A 20,470-nucleotide genomic window follows, 5' to 3' on the forward strand; every position below is an offset into this window, starting at 1 on the left:
CGTCAAGTGAGAATTGACATGGGATTGATACTTATGGCCAATAAACTCCTCAAATACAATAAGAGAACGACTCAAAATTAAAAAGCTAGAGTTCCGCTATTGGAAATCTCTAGCTTTTTTGTGGCTGAGAACTATTTTGTATCAGGCTCTTGTCTATAGGATTTATACTTCTTTTTCAGAAGTTTTAACTTCAGCTTTTTTGACAGACTTAATTTGAATCTTGCCCTTGCTGGTCATTACTGCCTTGAGTTCTTTTTCGCTTGGATTTTCAAGGTAGTAGTCAGTGATTGCGTCCTCAATATAGTCTTGAATAGTACGACGAAGTGGTCGTGCTCCCATTTTTGGATCATAACCGAGGTCAACCAATTTTTCCTTGACCTTGTCTGTCACATCGAGATGGATATTGTTGCTAGAGAGACGCTTGTTAACATCTGCTAGCATGAGCTCGACGATTTGAAGGAGGTTGTCCTTGCTGAGAGCTTTGAACTCGATGATGCCGTCAAAACGGTTCATAAATTCTGGGCTAAAGAAGTTGCCGAGTTCACCGAGAACAGAGTTGGTACGTCCTTCGCGAGCTGCCCCAAAACCAACGCTGGCTTCAGCCTTACCTGTACCTGCATTTGAGGTCATGATAATAATGGCATCCTTGAAGCTGACGGTACGTCCTTGCCCATCTGTCAAACGTCCATCGTCCAAGACTTGCAGGAACATATGCATGACATCTGGATGGGCTTTTTCCACTTCATCGAGAAGGATGAGAGAATATGGATTGCGACGAACTTTTTCAGTTAATTGTCCAGCCTCATCATATCCAACATAACCTGGAGGGGCGCCGACCAACTTCGCAACACTATGTTTTTCCATGTATTCACTCATATCAAAGCGAATCATGCTGTCAGCAGAACCAAAGAGTTCGATGGCTAGTTGTTTGGAAAGTTCTGTCTTACCGACACCAGTTGGGCCAACAAAGAGGAAGCTTCCGATGGGGCGATTAGGAGTCCCAAGTCCAACACGATTACGGCGAATAGCCTTGGCAATCTTATCGACAGCATCGTCTTGTCCAATAACATGAGATTTGAGGTCTTCAGCTAGATGGATGAGTTGAGATTGTTCTTTCTCTTTCAATTCCCCAACAGGGATATTGGTTTTCTGCTCGATAATGTGCTCGATGGTTTTCTCACTGATGATAGGAGTATCTTGGTCTGTAACCTTTTTCTTTTGCATTTCCTTATATTTAGCAATCTGGTCACGGAAGTAGGCAGCTTTTTCAAAATCTTCCTCTCGTGTAGCTTGAGATTTGAGATTTTCAGCTTCAATCAAGCGTTGATCAATCACTTTAGGATCCACAAAATTCAAGGTTAAGTTCATCTTAGAACCTGCTTCATCTAGGAGGTCAATGGCCTTGTCAGGTAAGAAGCGATCTTGTATGTAGCGATTGGAAAGAGTTGCAGCTGCTTCAATTGCGGCATCGGTATATTGAACGTGGTGGTAGTCTTCGTATTTCTTTTGAATGCCTTTGAGGATAGTGATTGTTTCTTCCACGGTTGGTTCATCTACCTTCACAGGCTGCATACGACGCTCTAGGGCCGCATCTTTTTCAATGATACGGTATTCATTGAGGGTAGTAGCACCGACCAATTGTAGTTCCCCACGAGCAAGGGCTGGCTTGAGGATATTTCCTGCATCCATATTGCCATCGCCTGCAGAACCAGCACCGACAATTTCATGGATTTCATCGATAAAGAGAATGATGTCCTCACGTTTGCGAATTTCTTCCATGAGTTTTTGCATGCGTTCTTCAAATTGTCCACGGATACCTGTTCCTTGAACCAAGCTAACCACATCCAGACGGATGACTTGTTTACCTTGAAGTTTATGTGGAACATCACCATCAACGATTTTTTGAGCTAGACCTTCGACAACGGCAGTTTTTCCGACACCAGGTTCACCGATAAGAACAGGATTATTCTTGGTTCTACGATTGAGAATCTCGATGACACGGATAATCTCATCATCGCGTCCAATAACGGGGTCAATATCGCCACGACGAGCAATCTCAGTTACATTGATACCAAATTCTTCTAACAGGCCTTTTTCTTGGCTTGGAGGCGGAGTTTGAGCAGATCCACGATTTTGGGAGCCATAACCGCCGTTTCCACCGTAACCTCCACCTGATTGGGTTGGGGGAGTAGGAGGAGTATTGCTAGAAGGTCTGAAATTGTTTAGATCATTGAAGAAATCACCAAAGGGATCAAAGTCACGATTGTTCAAATCTGTCATTCCTTTAAAGAGACTGTTGTTAGGATCAGTCTTGATAATCTTGTAGCAGTTTTGACAGAGGTCAATTTGTTTTTGTTTTCCATTGAGATTGGTGTAAAGATGAATTGTTGAGTCATTGATTTTACAGTTTTGACAAAGCATACATCTACCTCATTTCTTTCTTTAGCCTGACCTGTTTAAAGGTCAAAAATAGTCAAATTTCTATACTCTCATTATAACAGGATTGGGGTGTAAAGCAAGTAAAAAGATTGCAGCTTTGAGAAGTTATTACAATGAAAATCTTTGTGGATTTGGACTATAAAAAAATCCTATTTGTGAGACAAAAAGGATTTTGGTTAGACATGCAGGGTGTAATCCCAGCTTGTTTTGTATTAGTAAAGGAGTTCGTAAATCTCCATTGCAATCAAGTCAATGCTGTCAAACGTATAAGTTTCGCGAGCTTCGACATCACGAAGGGTAAAGATTGAGCCGTTTTCTTCGTCGTGGCTGTATGCAACTTCTGCAACAACAACTCCTTCGCGTTCAAAATTACGTTTTAAATTTCCACCGTCTTTTGTCATTGCTTCAAGGCGGTTGATGATTCTAACCAAATGTGATTCCATTTTGATTCTCCTTCATTTCTTATCGTTACTATTTTACCATAAAGGAGGTCAACTTGCCTAGAAAAAACTAAGATTTCTCGCTAATTCTACTAGCTTAAAGTTTTTTTGAATAAATTAGACAAAAGATTTGAATTTTAATTCAATTGATGTTATAATCATACAGTATTCTATTTTAGAAAGCAGTGTGACTATGAATTTTTCTTTTTTACCTAAGTATTTACCTTATTTTAACTATGGGGCTGTTGTGACGGTTCTCATTTCTATCTGTGTTGTCTTTTTGGGAACTATTTTGGGTGTTGTCTTGGCTTTTGGGCAACGTTCAAAGTTTAAACCGCTTGTTTGGCTAGCCAACTTGTACGTTTGGATTTTCCGCGGGACGCCAATGATGGTTCAGATTATGATTGCCTTTGCTCTTATGCATATCAATGCTCCGACTATTCAGGTTGGGATTTTAGGTGTTGACCTTTCTCGTCTGATTCCAGGGATTTTGATTATTTCTATGAACAGTGGTGCTTATGTTTCTGAGACTGTTCGGGCTGGGATTAATGCGGTTCCTAAGGGGCAGTTAGAGGCGGCCTATTCTTTAGGGATTCGTCCTAAAAATGCGATGCGCTATGTGATTTTGCCACAAGCTATCAAAAATATTTTGCCAGCATTGGGGAACGAATTTATCACTATTATCAAGGATAGTTCCCTCTTATCAGCTATCGGTGTTATGGAGTTGTGGAATGGAGCTACAACAGTTTCTACAACAACCTATCTACCTTTAACACCACTTTTATTTGCAGCCTTTTACTACTTGATTATGACCTCTATTTTGACAGTAGCCTTGAAAGCTTTTGAAAAACGAATGGAACAAGGAGATAAAAAATAATGACAGAGACCTTGATAAAAATTGAAAATTTACATAAATCTTTTGGAAAGAATGAAGTATTGAAGGGCATCAACCTCGAGATTAAAAGAGGAGAAGTTGTCGTTATCATTGGTCCTTCAGGAAGCGGAAAATCTACCTTGCTTCGTTCTATGAATTTGTTGGAAGAAGCAACAAAAGGGAAGGTTATCTTTGAGGGAGTTGATATTACGGACAAGAAGAATGACCTGTTTGCCATGCGTGAGAAGATGGGCATGGTTTTCCAACAATTTAATCTCTTTCCTAATATGACTGTGATGGATAATATTACCTTGTCTCCTATCAAGACCAAAGGTGAAAGTAAGGAAGTTGCAGAGAAGAGAGCTAAGGAGCTTTTGGAAAAAGTTGGCTTACCAGATAAGGCAACTGCTTATCCACAGAGTTTGTCAGGTGGCCAGCAACAGCGGATTGCTATTGCGCGTGGCTTAGCTATGGAACCAGATGTTTTGCTCTTTGACGAGCCAACTTCAGCCCTGGACCCTGAAATGGTAGGTGAAGTGTTGGCTGTTATGCAAGACCTAGCCAAGTCAGGAATGACCATGGTTATCGTAACACATGAGATGGGATTTGCTCGTGAGGTGGCAGACCGTGTCATCTTTATGGCAGACGGTGTGGTTGTTGAAGACGGAACACCTGAACAGATTTTTGAACAAACTCAAGAACAACGGACTAAAGACTTCTTGAGTAAGGTTTTGTAATCTATTTTAAAATTTCAAGACAAGATTAATGAAAAGCTAGGCTCAATACCAGTCAAGTGGAAGTTACTTTGAGAAGTTACCCCCCTATTAATAACATCCATAAATTTGGTATTAGGATTTTTTATATCAAGTAGTTTTGTGTTAAAATATAATTGTTCCATATGATTCTCTCTAATGATGGTTTGGTTGCTTTTCATTATAGATCTTATGGGACTTTTTTTCTACAAGAAAATAGGTTTCATAAGATCTATAAGAGATTTGTCCTATATAAATATCATAGAGCGTTTTTTATGTGGAAAACTCAGGGAAATCATCGCTTTTTTAACGAAAAAATGGTATAATGAAAGCTATGAAATATCACGATTACATCTGGGATTTAGGTGGAACTTTACTGGATAATTACGAAACTTCAACAGCTGCATTTGTTGAAACATTAGCGCTGTATGGTATCACACAAGACCATGACAGTGTCTATCAAGCTTTAAAGGTTTCTACTGATTTTGCGATTGAGACATTCGCTCCCAACTTAGAGCATTTTTTAGAAAAATACAAGGAAAATGAAGCCAGAGAGCTTGAACACCCGATTTTATTTGAAGGAGTTTCTGACTTATTGGAAGACATTTCAAATCAAGGTGGGCGTCATTTCTTGGTTTCTCACCGAAATGATCAGGTCTTGGAAATTTTAGAAAAAACCTCTATAGCAACCTATTTTACAGAAGTAGTGACTTCTAACTCAGGTTTTAAGAGAAAGCCAAATCCTGAGTCCATGATTTATTTAATAGAAAAATATCAGATCAACTCTGGTCTTGTCATTGGTGACCGACCGATTGATATTGAAGCCGGGCAAGCTGCAGGACTAGCTACCCACTTGTTTACCAGTATCGTGAATTTAAGACAAGTATTAGACATGTAAGAAAAAGGAAAAAGATGACAGAAGAAATCAAAAATCTGCAGGCACAGGATTATGATGCCAGTCAAATTCAAGTTTTAGAGGGCTTAGAGGCTGTTCGTATGCGTCCAGGGATGTATATCGGGTCAACTTCAAAAGAAGGTCTTCACCATCTAGTCTGGGAAATTGTTGATAACTCAATTGATGAGGCCTTGGCAGGATTTGCCAGCCACATTCAAGTCTTCATTGAGCCAGATGATTCGATTACTGTTGTCGATGATGGGCGTGGTATCCCCGTCGATATTCAGGAAAAAACAGGTCGACCTGCCGTTGAGACTGTCTTTACTGTCCTTCATGCTGGAGGAAAGTTTGGCGGTGGCGGATATAAGGTCTCAGGTGGTCTTCACGGAGTGGGGTCTTCAGTAGTTAATGCTCTTTCCACTCAGTTAGATGTTCATGTCCACAAAAATGGTAAGATTCATTACCAAGAATACCGTCGTGGTCATGTTGTTGCAGACCTTGAGGTGGTTGGAGATACGGATAAAACGGGAACAACAGTTCACTTCACACCGGACCCAGAAATCTTCACTGAAACAACAACCTTTGATTTCGATAAATTAAATAAACGGATTCAAGAGTTGGCCTTTCTAAATCGCGGTCTTCAAATCTCCATCACAGATAAGCGTGAGGGGCTAGAACAAACTAAGCATTACCACTATGAAGGTGGGATTGCTAGCTACGTTGAATATATCAACGAGAACAAGGATGTTATCTTTGATACACCAATTTACACAGATGGTGAAATGGATGATATCACAGTTGAAGTAGCCATGCAGTACACAACGGGTTACCATGAAAATGTCATGAGTTTCGCCAATAATATTCATACCCATGAAGGTGGAACGCATGAACAAGGTTTCCGTACAGCCTTGACTCGTGTTATCAACGATTATGCTCGTAAGAATAAGTTACTGAAAGACAATGAAGACAACCTAACAGGGGAAGATGTCCGCGAAGGATTAACTGCAGTTATCTCAGTTAAACACCCAAATCCACAGTTTGAAGGACAAACTAAGACCAAACTGGGGAACAGCGAAGTGGTCAAGATTACCAATCGTCTTTTCAGCGATGCTTTCTCTGATTTTCTCATGGAAAATCCGCAGATCGCAAAGCGCATCGTGGAAAAAGGGATTTTAGCTGCCAAGGCTCGTGTGGCTGCCAAGCGTGCGCGTGAAGTCACTCGTAAAAAATCTGGTTTGGAAATTTCCAACCTTCCAGGGAAATTAGCAGACTGTTCTTCTAACAATCCTGCGGAAACAGAACTCTTTATCGTCGAAGGAGACTCAGCGGGTGGATCAGCCAAATCTGGTCGTAACCGTGAGTTCCAGGCTATCCTTCCAATTCGTGGTAAGATTTTGAACGTTGAAAAAGCTAGCATGGATAAGATTTTAGCCAATGAAGAAATTCGTAGTCTTTTCACAGCGATGGGAACTGGATTTGGTGCAGAATTCGATGTTTCAAAAGCCCGTTACCAAAAGCTCGTTTTGATGACCGATGCCGATGTCGATGGAGCCCATATTCGTACTCTTCTTCTAACCTTGATTTATCGTTATATGAAACCAATACTAGAAGCTGGTTATGTTTATATTGCCCAACCACCAATTTATGGAGTCAAGGTTGGAAGCGAGATTAAAGAATATATCCAGCCAGGAGCGGATCAAGAAATTAAACTCCAAGAAGCCTTGGCCCGCCATAGTGAAGGACGTGCCAAACCAACCATTCAGCGTTATAAAGGTTTGGGTGAAATGGATGATCACCAGTTGTGGGAAACAACCATGGATCCCGAACATCGCTTAATGGCAAGAGTTTCTGTAGACGATGCTGCAGAAGCAGATAAAATCTTTGATATGTTGATGGGGGATCGAGTAGAGCCTCGTCGTGAATTTATCGAAGAAAATGCCGTCTATAGTACACTTGATGTCTAAAAAATCGGGAGAAGTAGTTCCCTTGGTCTAAAAAATATGATATAATCATTACGATTGTTTCAAGTTAAAAAGGAGTTTAATATGTCTGGTAGTCTAGTAGTATATCTTATAATTGCAATTGCAATTATATTGCTGATTTCATATGCTATAGCAATTTATGTACGGAAACGCAATGAAAATAAATTAGCAATTTTAGAAGAGAAAAAAGAAGAGCTGTACAATCTTCCAGTTAATGATGAAGTTGAAGCTGTTAAAAATATGCACTTGATTGGACAAAGTCAAGTGACTTTCCGTGAATGGAACCAAAAATGGGTTGACCTATCTCTTAACTCTTTTGCCGATATCGAAAATAATCTTTTCGAGGCAGAAGGCTATAACAATTCATTCCGTTTTTTCAAGGCTAGTCATCAAATTGACCAAATCGAGAGCCAAATTACCTTGATTGAAGAAGATATTGCGGCAATTCGCAATGCCTTGGCAGATTTGGAGAAACAAGAGTCTAAAAATAGTGGACGTGTTCTTCATACCTTGGACTTGTTTGAAGAGTTGCAACACCGAGTTGCTGATCATTCTGAAGAATATGGCCAAGGTTTGTCTGAAATCGAAAAACAATTGGAAAATATCCAATCAGAGTTTTCTCAGTTTGTTACTTTGAATACCTCAGGTGACCCAGTAGAAGCTGCTGTGATTTTGGATAATGCTGAAAATCATATCTTGGCTTTGAGTCATATTGTTGACCGCTTGCCAGCAATTGTAAAAACATTATCTAAAGAGCTACCTGATCAATTGGAAGATCTGGAGGATGGTTACCGTAAGCTTTTAGATGCTAACTATCATTTTGCTGAGACGGACATTGAGTCTCGCTTCCAATTGCTTTATGAAGCTTTGAAGAAAAACCACGAAAATGTTGCACAATTAGAGTTGGATAATGCTGAGTACGAAAATACTCAAGTTCAAGAAGAAATCAATGCACTCTATGATATCTTTACACGAGAAATCGCTGCTCAAAAAGTAGTAGAAGGCTTAGTTGCTACCCTCCCTACATATTTGAAACACATGAAAGATAGTAATGCTGTTTTAGTAGAAGATATTCAACGATTAAGTAATAACTACCTGCTTTCTGAAACAGATGTTAGTCACGTACACAGATTACAAGCTGAGTTAGAATCTCTGGAAGAATCTGTATTGGAATTAACTTCTGAACAAGAGGAACATTCTGAGCCGTATTCATTACTTGAAGAACGTTTGGAAAACTTACAAGCGACTTTGAAGGAAATTGAAGATGAACAAGTTGCGGTTAGTCAACGCCTTGCTCAGATTGAAAAAGATGATATCAATGCTCGCCAGAAGGCAAATGTTTATGTCAATCGTCTTCATACCATTAAGAGATATATGGAAAAACGCAATCTTCCAGGTATTCCTCAGAATTTCTTACAGTTGTTCTTTACAGCAAGTAATCATACTGAAGAGTTGATGGCTGAGCTAGAAGAAGCCCAGGTCAATATCGAAGTTGTGAACCGTATGCTTGAAATTACAACAAATGATATGGAAGCACTTGAAGAAGAAACGTATAATATTGTTCAATATGCAACATTGACAGAACAATTACTACAGTATTCGAACCGTTACCGCTCATTTGATGAACGAATTCAGGAAGCCTTTAATGAATCATTAGAAATTTTTGAAAAAGAATTTGATTATCATGCTTCATTTGATAAGATTTCGCAAGCTTTGGAAGTTGCAGAACCAGGTGTAACCAACCGTTTTGTCACTTCATACGAAAAAACACGTGAGACGATTCGTTTCTAACATAATAAAAGCCTCTGTAATATTTGTAGTGGGTAAATCCCCTATAGATATTATGGAGTCTATTTTTTGTTCAAAACGAGTGATAGTACTTATTTCTCATTGAAATTATAGCTTGAATTTGATATGATGGTTCTATGGATAAAAGTAGAGCAAAGCGTGTTGAGCACGATAAAAAGAGAATCGGTTTAATAGCCCTGGTAGCTATCTTTTCAGTAAGTATTTGCGTCCTTGGTTCAATGATTGGATACAAAGTATATACAAAGCAAAGTTTCGAACAAAAAATTGAGTCTTTAAAAAATGATAAAGATAATCAATTGAGTGAGGGAAATCAGAAGGATCATTTTCGTAAGGGACAAGCAGAAGTAATTGCCTATTATCCTCTCCAAGGGGAGCAAGTGATTTTATCTGTAAAAGAAATCATGACACAGGATATTAAAGACAATCTAGAGGATAAGGAAAATCTGGTTTTTTATTATACGGAGAAACAGGATTCGACTTTAAAAGGGATTGTCAACCGAAGTGTGATGAAACAAGTCTATGATTTAACTTCGTCAAAAGTTGAAGAGACTGAAAAAACTAGTCTAGCAAAAGTACATTTGACAGAAGATGGTAAATCTTTCACACTTGATCAATTATTTTCAGATGCTAGTAAGGGCAAAGAGAAACTAATAAAAGAACTGACTTCTTTTTTACAGGATAAGAAATTGGAGCAAGAAAAGATCAATCAAGTTGTTAAAGGCTTCTCTGACCAAGACTTGTCTGCATGGAATTTTGATTACAAGGATAGTCAGATTATCCTTTATCCAAGTCAGGCAGTGGAAAATCTAGATGAGATTGCCTTGCCAATATCTAGTTTCTTTGAAGTTATTCAGTCCTCTTATTTATTAGATAAGGATGCAGAACTATATAAGGCTTATTATGAAAAGAAAAATCGTAAAGTAGTGGCCTTGACTTTTGATGATGGACCAAATCCTGCAACTACAAATCAAGCATTAGATGTACTTTCTAAGTATGGTATCAAGGCAACTTTCTTTGTTTTAGGTAAGAATGTTTCTGGCAATGAAGAGATTCTGAAACGTATGAAAGCAGATGGCCATGTCATTGGAAACCATAGTTGGAGCCATCCAGTGCTTTCAAAACTTTCGCTTGATGACGCTAAAAAACAAATAACTGATACTGAGGATGCGCTAACTAAAGTGTTGGGTTCTAGTTCCAAACTCATGCGTCCGCCTTATGGAGCCATTACAGACGACATTCGCAATAGCTTAGATTTGAGCTTTATTATGTGGGATGTAGATAGTCTGGACTGGAAGAATAAAAATGAAGCATCTATTTTGACAGAAATTCAGCGTGAAGTCAAGAATGGTTCTATTATTCTCATGCATGATATCCACGCTGAGACAGTACATGCTCTACCGAAGGTTATAGATTATCTAAAAGAGCAAGGATATCACTTTGTCACAGTTCCTGAAATGCTTAATTCACGATTGAAATCACATGAACTATTCTATGATCGTGATCAGTAAGATTGTTGTTGAATGACCAATTCCATAGTAAGTATTTTTTCAATAAATAAATTTAGTCTTGTATTAATCGAGACTAAATTTTTTTATGTTTAAATCACATGAGAATAGTGGTTAATATTACAATTTTGTTACAAAATAAAATTTTGATAGAATTTTCAGATAATTTAGTATATAATACTTTTAATTTAAATAAAAAGGAGTGATTTTATGGGAGATTGCAAAGATTTTTGTCATAAAAAGTACCAAGTAGCAACGATTTTTCTGCTAACGGTCTTTGCATTCGGATTTACTTTCGCACAGGTTAGTGCCGATGAGGGAAAATTTGAAACATCCAATCAAGTTACACATGCTGTAACGACTAATAAATTAGATGATTCAAATAAGCTCGCACCGCCAGTCACGGCTGACAAGAATGCTCTAAATTCTTCTTCTAAGGAAAAAACAGAAGTGACAGAGTCATTAAAACAAGATGATTCTATGGAATCTAGAGATAATAAGTCAGACAAGAATGTAATCAGACAGAAAGAAACGACTGCTATAAAAAGTGAAGGGAAGAAGGAAGAATCAGCAGTGAAAAGTAATTCTTCTTCGGAAAGCATCCAATCACAGTCATTATCTCAAGGTGAACATAAAGAAAAGCCAAACAGTATCTCCAGTAATGAAATTATTACTGTCCCTAAAACCTGGGAAGCAGGACATAAAGGACAAGGAACTGTAGTCGCTGTTATAGATTCAGGACTTGATTTGAATCATGAGGTTTTGCGTATTTCTGATCCGTCAAAGGCGAAATTTAAAAATCAGGATGATATCGAAAAAGCTAAAAAGGCTGCTGGTATTGACTATGGGAAATGGTACAGTGATAAAGTAGTATATGCTTATGATTACTTTGATGGAACTGATAATATAAAAGAAGCTGAAAAAGAGTCTCATGGAATGCATGTTACTGGGATTGTAGCTGGAAATCCTGTTAATAAAGCCCCGAATTCTGAGAAGGTATATGGGGTGGCGCCAGAAGCTCAAATAATGTTTATGAGAGTTTTTTCAGACAGAGATAAAACTACAGCCTCCGCCCTCTATGTAAAAGCTATTGATGATGCTGTTGCATTAGGTGCAGATGTGATCAATATGAGTTTGGGTGCAGGTGCGGGTTCAACGGTAGATGCAGGTTCAGATATCATTGATGCAGTAAAAAGAGCACGCGCTAAAGGAGTATCTGTTGTTATCGCTGCTGGTAATAGTAATACTTTCGGTAGAGGTTTTTCACAACCATTAGCAGCAAATCCTGACTATGGTCTTGTCGGAAATCCCTCTACAGTGGAAGATTCAATTTCTGTTGCTTCGATTAATAATAAAATTCTAACTACTGAAGTCTTTGAAGTAAAAGGTTTAGAAAATGACGCTACCCTTGATTATGGTAAGTTTGATTTTAATAGACCTGAAACAGAAAAAGATTTTGAAAAAGGGAAAGAATACGAATATGTAGCAGCGGGTATTGGTCGTGAAGAAGATTTTGCTAATATTGATGTAAGAGGTAAGTTAGCACTGATTCAACGTGGTAAAATTAATTTTTCTGATAAGATTAAAAATGCTCTTCAACATGGTGCAGCTGGAGTTTTAATTTATAACAACGTTGAAGGTGCAAATGTTAGTATGTCTGTTACAGGTGATGCTAAGAAAATCCCATCTGTCTTTATTTCAAAACATTATGGTGAAATTCTTAAATATGGTCAGTATAAAATTGTCTTTAATCACAAGATGGATAATCGTAAATCAGATGTTGCAGACCAATTATCAGATTTTTCAAGCTGGGGAGTTACAACAGATGGACAATTGAAACCAGATGTTACTGCACCTGGTGGAAATATCTATTCATCATTTAACGACAGTAGTTATGGAAGTATCAGTGGAACAAGTATGGCTGCCCCTCATGTAGCTGGTGTCGCAGCATTAGTCAAAGAATATTTAGCAAAGAAACATCCTGAATTATCAGCTAGTCAAATTTCAGAGATTGTAAAAGCTTTAATTATGTCTACTGCAAAACCACATCTTAATAAACAGACTGGAGCCTATACTTCTCCACGTCAGCAAGGTGCTGGCGTAGTTGACACGATGGCGGCAACAAGCACAGATCTCTTTGTAACAGGTGCAAATAACTATCCGAGTGTTACTCTTGGCAATGTTGGTGATAAATTTACCTTTGAAGTTACAATTCATAATATTTCAGATAAAGACCAAACATTGAAGATGATTGTAAATACAAATACGGATGAAGTTACCGAAGGGAAATTCACTCTCCGTCCACGAAAACTAACTGAAACAGTTTGGCCTGAAGTAAATGTGAAAGCTCATAGTACGAAGACAGTAACAGTTAGTGTAGATACAAGTAAATTTACTGAAGAACTTAGCAAAATAATGCCAAATGGATATTTTCTAGAAGGATTTGTTAGATTTGTCAATCCTGCAGATGATGGTTCTATTATTGGTTTACCATTTATGGGATTTAAGGGAGAATTCCAAAATCTACCTGCAATTGAAAAACCAATTTATCAATTGATTAAGGAAGGAAACAGTGGATTTTACTCTGAAATTGATAAAGATAATCCAGGAATTTCACCTTCAGACGATGCAACTTATTTAACAAGTTCTGAAAATGATGTAAATGTTTTAAAAGCAGAGCGTCAAGGAAATCGAGTGACTGTACTCGGAGTGAAACAAGATGCTGAAGGAAAATACCATCTTCAATTAGATGAAAAGGGGAATGTCCGCCTTGCTATCTCGCCAAATGAGGATGGTAATAAAGATTTTGTTCAATTTAAAACTCTTGTCTACAGAAACTTGGTAAATCTTCGTGCGACTGTTTATGATTCTTCGGATACAACACACAGTCAGCCTATTTGGCAAAGTCGTCCAACAGACCTTGTAAAAAATTATTTTGATGGCGATACTAGAAATCCAAGAAGTTACATTGTCGATAAAACAGCTTGGGGAGGACAGGATTCTAATGGAAATCGAGTCTCTGATGGAATTTATGACTATGTTATTAGTTATAAGCCAGATGTCCCTGGAGCTGAGGAACAATACACAATATTTAAAATTCAAATCGATACACAAAAACCTCTGATTACTTCGGGTTATATTCGTTCTAAAGAAGAACAAGAACAATTTATAGCTCGCAAACCTCAGGATGTCGGAAATGGTGGAATTCTTCTAGAAAAAGTTTTTTATATTCGTCCTTCTGAAAATAGAGAGGCGACAGATTCAGAAGTCGAACAGTATCAAATTATAAAACAAAATGAAGATGGTAGTTATACACTTCCTAAGAACGTTGATAAATCGAAAATCTTCTATTATATAGAAGACTTTGCGGGAAATGTAGATGTTATATCTCTCAAAGATCTTGTAGGTGAAGAAAATAGTGGTCGTGTAAAAATTGCTATACTAAACAATAAAACCAACGATGAGATTGATACAACTTATGTTTATCGCATTAAAAATAGCGAAGGTCAATATGTAACTGTTGATAAGTCAAAAGATATTAATTTCTTGAAATTTGGGCATTATGTTGCAGAAATTTTTAGCTATGACCGTACAGAGTTGAAATTTGTGAGTGCCCTATCTAAGGAATTTGATTTAACGAAAGAAAATAGTTTTCAAACTATTACCTTCTTGGCTAACAAAATGAAATATGCCCCAGTAACGGTTGGCTTTAATCAAGCTGTTCCTGGAACTACAACGATTACTTTAGTAGGTGAAGACGGTCAGAGTCAAGTCTTGCCAGCTGAAACATATGGTAAACATTCTTATGGTAAGAAAGTAGTTACTGGTGAATATAAGGTTCTTGTAAATCTATCAAACGGTTATGAATTACTTGATAATCTTCAACCATTTAAAGTTTTGTTTGGTAAAAATAATGTTTTGTCACTTTCAGTCGTTTCTAAGTTAGCTCTGATTGCAACTTTAAATAAACAAATGGAAGTAGTTAAAACTCCAAGATATTATAATACAAAACAGAAGTTAAAAGAGATTTTTGATCAAAGTGTCAAAGATGCGCAACTAGCGTTGGGAAGTAAACTTAACCAACATAAAATTGACCAAATTGTTAAGGCTTTAGAGTCTGCTATGCAAACATTGGATGGTAAGGAATCTGATATCACATCATTGAAGAATGCTATTAAAGCATATGCTGAGACAGTTAAAAAAGGTAAATATATAAATTCTGATCAAGAACGCAAAGGTCAATATGATCGTGAATTTAAACTCTTGGCATTATTAATTACAAAAGATTTGATAACTCAAGATGAAATCGACCGTCTATTGACCACTTTCTTGCAAGCACAAGACCAGCTGAATGGGAAAGAAACAGATTTCATGAGCCTAAAAAATGTTATCGTGAATGAAGTGAAGTTCCAAGACAAAGATCCAAGATTTTTGACAGCTAGCAAAGAGGAGAAAGATTCATATAATCTTATTTTCAACAAAGCTAAGCTACTTTTGGAAAATGCAGAAGCTAGTCAAGAAGAAATTAATGAAGTAATCAATGCTCTAAAAGAGACGGCTGTAAAACTTAAGGCTAATAAAGGAGAGATTCCAACCAAACCAGTTGTATCAGTTAAGCCGGTTTTTCAAGTGAAACCTGTTAAATTAGTAAGTCACAATAGACAAGTCTCAACTATCAAGCCTTCAATTAGCAATGATAAAATTGAGAAAGCTACATCAATTGTAATACATCATTCCAATATAGAAGCTAAGCATGAGAATAAAACACTAGCTGGAAGTGGTCAACAAGTGCTTTTAGTTACAGTCAACAAAGAAGGAAAACAATTACCAGCCACTGGTGAGAATAACATGATTTCTATTATTCTAAGTATTTCAGGAATTTCTCTCTTGTTATCAGTGATCGGACTTGCAACTTTCTCAAAAAGTGAGTAGAGTATACTATACATCTTTCTATAGTTTTTGATTTACAGTATGTTACAATTCTGATATAATAGTCTGCAGGAAAGAAAGTCTTATGGCGTTCTTCAAGCGAGCTTGGGATAGTGGGAGCCAAGTAGGGCAAAATAAAGTGCTGGCGCTTTCTGTAGTATTTTCAAAACAATGAAGTAATAAATTAGGGTGGAACCGCGTTTCTGACGCCCCTAGGTTAAATCAACCTAGGATTGTCGGACGCGGTTCTTTCGCTTATTCAGTCTATTATGTGAAAGAAAGGAGAGACGTGGAAAACCTTTATCTTGTAAAAGACGATAGTCAACTAGCTACATTTCGTGATTTTGTAGTAAGAAATACTGAAAAGTTGAAAGATTATCAATCTTTTTTAAAGAATGAACTTGCAGTCTGTGATTTACCGCAAGCCGTTATTTGGTCAAGTTTTAATGCTGCTACACAGATTATTAGGGAAAGTGCTGTTCCAGCCTATACAAATAATAGACGAATGGTTATGACGCCTGATTTAGCTGTTTGGAAAGAGTTGTATTTGTATCAGTTGATGGACTACGAGTGTTCTCAGCAAACTCAAGCAATAGAAAGTCACTATCATTCTTTATCTGAAAATTTCCTCTTGCAGATTGTAGGACATGAGTTAGCTCATTGGTCGGAGCATTTTTTAGATGATTTTGATGGTTACGACTCTTATATATGGTTCGAAGAGGGGATGGTTGAATATATTAGTCGCAAGTATTTCTTTACAGAAGAGGAATTTCAAGCGGAAAAAATTTGTAATCAATCTCTTGTAGAACTTTTTCAGAAGAAGTATGGTTGGCATTCATTGAATGATTTTGGTTCTTCGACTTATGATAAGAACTATGCAAGTATTTTTTACGAATACTGGCGTAGTTTTTTGACAATAGATAAGTTGGTAGAAAATCTAGGTAGTGTACAAGCGGTCTTCGATTCTTATCATTTATGGGCAAATACAGATAAAACTCTACCCTTGTTAAATTGGTTTGTTCAGCAGAAATTAATTGAAAAAGAAATATAAAAACTAAAGGAGTAAACAATGTCTAAGAAATTAACATTTCACTGCGTCAGTGGCAGAGACCTCCTTACAGTCGAATTGCCCCACGCTCAGCACTAGAGTGCCTGAGCTAGACGCAGTACTAACTCGTCTTGCCTCGTATAATCGACGAGGCAGACTCGTGTCGCAAGTAATTTATATAAAAAGGAGTAAATAATGTCTAAAAAATTGACTTTCCAGGAAATCATCCTTACTTTGCAACAATTTTGGAATGACCAAGGTTGTATGCTTATGCAGGCTTATGATAATGAAAAAGGTGCGGGGACAATGAGTCCTTACACTTTCCTTCGTGCTATCGGACCTGAGCCATGGAATGCAGCGTATGTAGAGCCATCACGTCGTCCTGCTGACGGTCGTTACGGAGAAAATCCTAACCGTCTTTACCAACACCACCAATTCCAGGTGGTCATGAAGCCATCTCCATCAAACATCCAAGAACTTTACCTTGAGTCTTTGGAAAAATTGGGAATCAATCCTTTGGAACACGATATTCGTTTCGTTGAGGACAACTGGGAAAATCCATCTACTGGTTCAGCTGGTCTTGGATGGGAAGTTTGGCTTGATGGGATGGAAATCACTCAATTCACTTACTTCCAACAAGTAGGTGGATTGGCAACTGGCCCTGTGACTGCGGAAGTTACCTATGGTTTGGAGCGTTTGGCTTCTTACATCCAGGAAGTAGACTCTGTCTATGATATCGAGTGGGCTGATGGTGTAAAATACGGAGAAATCTTCATCCAGCCTGAGTACGAGCATTCAAAATATTCATTTGAAATTTCTGATCAAGAAATGTTGCTGGAAAACTTTGATAAGTTTGAAAAAGAAGCTGGTCGTGCCTTGGAAGAAGGATTGGTGCACCCTGCCTATGACTATGTTCTCAAATGTTCGCATACCTTTAACCTGCTTGATGCGCGTGGTGCCGTATCTGTAACAGAGCGCGCAGGCTACATCGCTCGTATCCGTAACTTGGCCCGTGTCGTAGCCAAAACCTTTGTCGCAGAACGCAAACGCCTAGGCTACCCACTTTTGGATGAAGCAACACGAGCTAAACTCTTAGCAGAAGACGCAGAATAGTGAGTAATATTGTGCTCTAAAATCGTTAGAGGCAAGTCGAAGACTTGCTAGAGGGATATGCACCGCCGTACTGTTATGTGGGGATTTTTGAAACCTTAGGTTCAAAAATTAGTCAGCTAAATCCACTTTGATGAGACTGTTGGAAATCTTGATCAATTTAGTATTAGATTTCCATACAGACTCACAAAGTTAGTTAGCGACGTCCCCAGTACCTAAGGTGCATATCAAAAAAGATTGAAGAAAATGTAAAGGAAAAAACATGACAAAAAACTTATTAGTAGAACTCGGTCTTGAAGAATTACCAGCCTATGTTGTCACACCAAGTGAAAAACAACTAGGCGAAAAAATGGCAGCCTTCCTCAAGGAAAACCGCCTGTCTTTTGAAGCCATTCAAACCTTCTCAACACCACGTCGTTTGGCTGTTCGTGTAACTGGTCTTGCAGACAAACAGTCTGATTTGACAGAAGATTTTAAGGGTCCGGCAAAGAAAATTGCCTTGGATAGTGATGGGAACTTCACCAAAGCAGCTCAAGGATTTGTTCGTGGAAAAGGATTGACTGTTGAAGATATCGAATTCCGTGAAATCAAGGGTGAAGAATATGTCTATGTAACCAAGGAAGAAATTGGTCAAGCAGTTGAAGCAATTGTTCCTGGTGTTGTAGATGTCTTGAAGTCCTTGACTTTCCCTGTCAGCATGCACTGGGCTGGAAATAGCTTTGAATACATTCGTCCTGTTCACACTTTAACTGTTCTTTTAGATGAAGAAGAATTTGATTTGGATTTCCTTGATATCAAGGGAGGTCGTGTGAGTCGTGGTCATCGTTTCTTGGGGAAAGAAACCAAAATTCAGTCAGCATTGAGCTATGAAGAAAATCTTCGTAAGCAGTTTGTAATCGCAGATCCACGTGAACGTGAGCAAATGATTGTTGACCAAATCAAGGCAATCGAAGCTGAGCATGGTGTACGCATCGAGATTGATGCTGACTTGCTTAATGAAGTCTTGAACTTGGTTGAATACCCAACTGCCTTTATGGGAAGTTTTGATGCCAAATACCTTGAAGTTCCAGAAGAAGTTTTGGTGACTTCAATGAAAGAACACCAACGTTACTTTGTTGTTCGCGATCAAGACGGTAAACTATTGCCAAACTTTATTTCTGTCCGTAACGGAAACGCAGAGCATTTGGAAAATGTCATTAAAGGAAATGAAAAAGTCTTAGTAGCTCGCTTAGAAGATGGTGAATTCTTCTGGCGTGAAGATCAAAAATTGGTTATTTCAGACCTTGTTGAAAAATTAAACAATGTCACCTTCCATGAGAAAATTGGTTCCCTTCGTGAACACATGATTCGTACGGGTCAGATTGCTATTCTCTTGGCAGAAAAAGCAGGCTTGTCAGCGGATGAAACGATTGACCTAGCCCGTGCAGCAGCCATTTACAAGTTTGACTTGTTGACTGGGATGGTTGGTGAATTTGACGAGCTCCAAGGAATTATGGGTGAGAAATATGCCCTTCTTGCTGGTGAAACTCCAGCGGTGGCAGCTGCTATTCGTGAACACTACATGCCTACTTCAGCTGAAGGAGAACTTCCAGAGAGCAAGGTCGGAGCCATTCTAGCTATTGCAGACAAATTGGATACGATTTTGAGTTTCTTCTCAGTAGGCTTGATTCCATCAGGTTCTAATGACCCTTATGCCCTTCGTCGTGCGACCCAAGGTGTGGTTCGTATCTTGGATGCCTTTGGTTGGCACATTGCTATGGATGAGCTGATTGATAGCCTTTATGCTCTAACATTTGACAGCTTGACTTATGAAAATAAGGCAGAGGTTATGGATTTTATCAAGGCTCGTGTTGATAAGATGATGGGCTCTACTCCAAAAGACGTTAAGGAAGCGGTCCTTGCAAGTTCGAACTTTGTTGTGGCAGATATGCTAGAAGCAGCAAATGCTCTCGTAGAAGCAAGCAAGGAAGAAGACTTCAAACCATCTGTTGAATCACTTTCTCGTGCCTTTAACTTGGCTGAGAAGGCAGAAGGAGTTGCTACAGTTGATTCAGCTCTCTTTGAGAATGAAGAAGAGAAAAACTTGGCAGAAGCAGTAGAATCACTCGTTTTGTCAGGGACTGCCAGTCAGCAATTGAAACAACTCTTTGCTCTTAGCCCAGTCATTGATGCATTCTTTGAGAATACCATGGTTATGGCCGAAGATCAGGCTGTCCGTCAAAATCGTTTGGCTATCTTGTCTTATTTAACTCAAAAAGCAGCTAAACTTGCACGTTTTAACCAAATCAATACCAAATAAAATCTGTTAAATGGATTAAATCTTATCATAAAGGAGAGAAACATGGATCCTAAAAAAATTGATCGTATTAACGAGCTTGCCAAAAAGAAAAAAATAGAAGGCTTGACCCCAGAAGAAAAAGTAGAACAAGCCAAACTACGTGAGGAGTACATCGAAGGTTATCGTCGCACTGTTCGTCACCACATCGAGGGAATAAAAATTGTGGATGAAGAAGGAAATGATGTTACACCAGAGAAACTACGTCAGGTACAACGTGAAAAAGGTTTACATGGCCGTAGTCTCGATGATCCAAATTCATAATAAGTATTCTTTCTTTTAATAAGGATAGATAAAATAATAACCAAAAGACTAGCAGTTTTTGTCTGCTAGTCTTTTTTCGCTAAAAAAG

The 20,470-nt window shown here is 38.2% G+C and carries 13 protein-coding genes; 11 read left to right on the forward strand and 2 right to left on the reverse strand.

The window, feature by feature from the left end; all coding sequences use genetic code 11:
• Nucleotides 1-162: 162 nt before the first annotated feature.
• Nucleotides 163-2,421: an AAA family ATPase gene (locus tag QM409_RS06805; RefSeq protein WP_414305397.1), complete on the reverse strand. Its 2,259-nt coding sequence runs from the start codon at nucleotides 2,419-2,421 to the stop codon at nucleotides 163-165.
• A 230-nt stretch (nucleotides 2,422-2,651) separates the two neighbouring features.
• A complete protein-coding gene (locus QM409_RS06810; RefSeq protein WP_049515694.1) occupies nucleotides 2,652-2,882 on the reverse strand; it encodes a DUF1797 family protein in 231 nt (76 codons plus the stop codon).
• Between the two features lie 190 nt (nucleotides 2,883-3,072).
• On the opposite strand from QM409_RS06810, the gene QM409_RS06815 reads away from it, so the two are divergent.
• The 11 genes from QM409_RS06815 (at nucleotide 3,073) to QM409_RS06865 (ending at nucleotide 20,382) form a co-directional block, all read left to right on the forward strand.
• Nucleotides 3,073-3,756 carry an amino acid ABC transporter permease gene (locus QM409_RS06815; RefSeq protein WP_004256547.1) on the forward strand — a complete coding sequence of 228 codons (684 nt, stop codon included), beginning with the start codon at nucleotides 3,073-3,075 and terminating at the stop codon, nucleotides 3,754-3,756.
• Nucleotides 3,756-4,490, forward strand: a complete 735-nt coding sequence (locus tag QM409_RS06820) for an amino acid ABC transporter ATP-binding protein (protein WP_414305398.1) — start codon at nucleotides 3,756-3,758, stop codon at nucleotides 4,488-4,490. The genes QM409_RS06815 and QM409_RS06820 overlap by 1 nt, the downstream gene beginning before the upstream one ends.
• A gap of 349 nt (nucleotides 4,491-4,839) precedes the next feature.
• On the forward strand, nucleotides 4,840-5,403 hold the full coding sequence (locus QM409_RS06825) for an HAD family hydrolase (RefSeq protein ID WP_414305425.1): 564 nt from the start codon (nucleotides 4,840-4,842) through the stop codon (nucleotides 5,401-5,403).
• A gap of 14 nt (nucleotides 5,404-5,417) precedes the next feature.
• Nucleotides 5,418-7,364, forward strand: a complete 1,947-nt coding sequence (gyrB, locus tag QM409_RS06830) for a DNA topoisomerase (ATP-hydrolyzing) subunit B (RefSeq protein WP_000134040.1) — start codon at nucleotides 5,418-5,420, stop codon at nucleotides 7,362-7,364.
• A gap of 81 nt (nucleotides 7,365-7,445) precedes the next feature.
• Nucleotides 7,446-9,173: a septation ring formation regulator EzrA gene (gene ezrA / locus QM409_RS06835; protein WP_414305399.1), complete on the forward strand. Its 1,728-nt coding sequence runs from the start codon at nucleotides 7,446-7,448 to the stop codon at nucleotides 9,171-9,173.
• A 134-nt stretch (nucleotides 9,174-9,307) separates the two neighbouring features.
• A complete protein-coding gene (pgdA, locus tag QM409_RS06840; protein WP_414305400.1) occupies nucleotides 9,308-10,699 on the forward strand; it encodes a peptidoglycan-N-acetylglucosamine deacetylase PgdA in 1,392 nt (463 codons plus the stop codon).
• A 207-nt stretch (nucleotides 10,700-10,906) separates the two neighbouring features.
• Nucleotides 10,907-15,628, forward strand: coding sequence for a S8 family serine peptidase (locus tag QM409_RS06845; RefSeq protein WP_414305401.1), 4,722 nt, complete (start codon nucleotides 10,907-10,909; stop codon nucleotides 15,626-15,628).
• Between the two features lie 286 nt (nucleotides 15,629-15,914).
• On the forward strand, nucleotides 15,915-16,676 hold the full coding sequence (locus tag QM409_RS06850) for an elongation factor Tu (RefSeq protein WP_414305402.1): 762 nt from the start codon (nucleotides 15,915-15,917) through the stop codon (nucleotides 16,674-16,676).
• A gap of 192 nt (nucleotides 16,677-16,868) precedes the next feature.
• Nucleotides 16,869-17,786, forward strand: coding sequence for a glycine--tRNA ligase subunit alpha (gene glyQ, locus QM409_RS06855; RefSeq protein WP_000038733.1), 918 nt, complete (start codon nucleotides 16,869-16,871; stop codon nucleotides 17,784-17,786).
• A 259-nt stretch (nucleotides 17,787-18,045) separates the two neighbouring features.
• Nucleotides 18,046-20,082 (forward strand): glycine--tRNA ligase subunit beta, encoded by a 2,037-nt coding sequence (gene glyS, locus QM409_RS06860; protein WP_261125985.1) that lies wholly within the window; start codon nucleotides 18,046-18,048, stop codon nucleotides 20,080-20,082.
• 42 nt (nucleotides 20,083-20,124) lie between these two features.
• On the forward strand, nucleotides 20,125-20,382 hold the full coding sequence (locus tag QM409_RS06865) for a DUF896 family protein (RefSeq protein WP_020903505.1): 258 nt from the start codon (nucleotides 20,125-20,127) through the stop codon (nucleotides 20,380-20,382).
• The last annotated feature ends 88 nt before the right edge of the window (nucleotides 20,383-20,470 follow it).

Origin of the sequence: Streptococcus mitis (genome assembly GCF_047465045.1) — a bacterium.
GTDB lineage: Bacteria > Bacillota > Bacilli > Lactobacillales > Streptococcaceae > Streptococcus > Streptococcus mitis_DT.

Excerpts from the sequence above, each read along its gene's own strand:
- QM409_RS06805 (WP_414305397.1), bottom strand. The coding sequence starts at position 2,421 with ATGCTTTGTCAAAACTGTAAAATCAATGACTCAACAATTCATCTTTAC.
- QM409_RS06810 (WP_049515694.1), bottom strand. The coding sequence starts at position 2,882 with ATGGAATCACATTTGGTTAGAATCATCAACCGCCTTGAAGCAATGACA.
- QM409_RS06815 (WP_004256547.1), top strand. The coding sequence starts at position 3,073 with ATGAATTTTTCTTTTTTACCTAAGTATTTACCTTATTTTAACTATGGG.
- QM409_RS06820 (WP_414305398.1), top strand. The coding sequence starts at position 3,756 with ATGACAGAGACCTTGATAAAAATTGAAAATTTACATAAATCTTTTGGA.
- QM409_RS06825 (WP_414305425.1), top strand. The coding sequence starts at position 4,840 with ATGAAATATCACGATTACATCTGGGATTTAGGTGGAACTTTACTGGAT.
- gyrB (WP_000134040.1), top strand. The coding sequence starts at position 5,418 with ATGACAGAAGAAATCAAAAATCTGCAGGCACAGGATTATGATGCCAGT.
- ezrA (WP_414305399.1), top strand. The coding sequence starts at position 7,446 with ATGTCTGGTAGTCTAGTAGTATATCTTATAATTGCAATTGCAATTATA.
- pgdA (WP_414305400.1), top strand. The coding sequence starts at position 9,308 with ATGGATAAAAGTAGAGCAAAGCGTGTTGAGCACGATAAAAAGAGAATC.
- QM409_RS06845 (WP_414305401.1), top strand. The coding sequence starts at position 10,907 with ATGGGAGATTGCAAAGATTTTTGTCATAAAAAGTACCAAGTAGCAACG.
- glyQ (WP_000038733.1), top strand. The coding sequence starts at position 16,869 with ATGTCTAAAAAATTGACTTTCCAGGAAATCATCCTTACTTTGCAACAA.
- glyS (WP_261125985.1), top strand. The coding sequence starts at position 18,046 with ATGACAAAAAACTTATTAGTAGAACTCGGTCTTGAAGAATTACCAGCC.
- QM409_RS06865 (WP_020903505.1), top strand. The coding sequence starts at position 20,125 with ATGGATCCTAAAAAAATTGATCGTATTAACGAGCTTGCCAAAAAGAAA.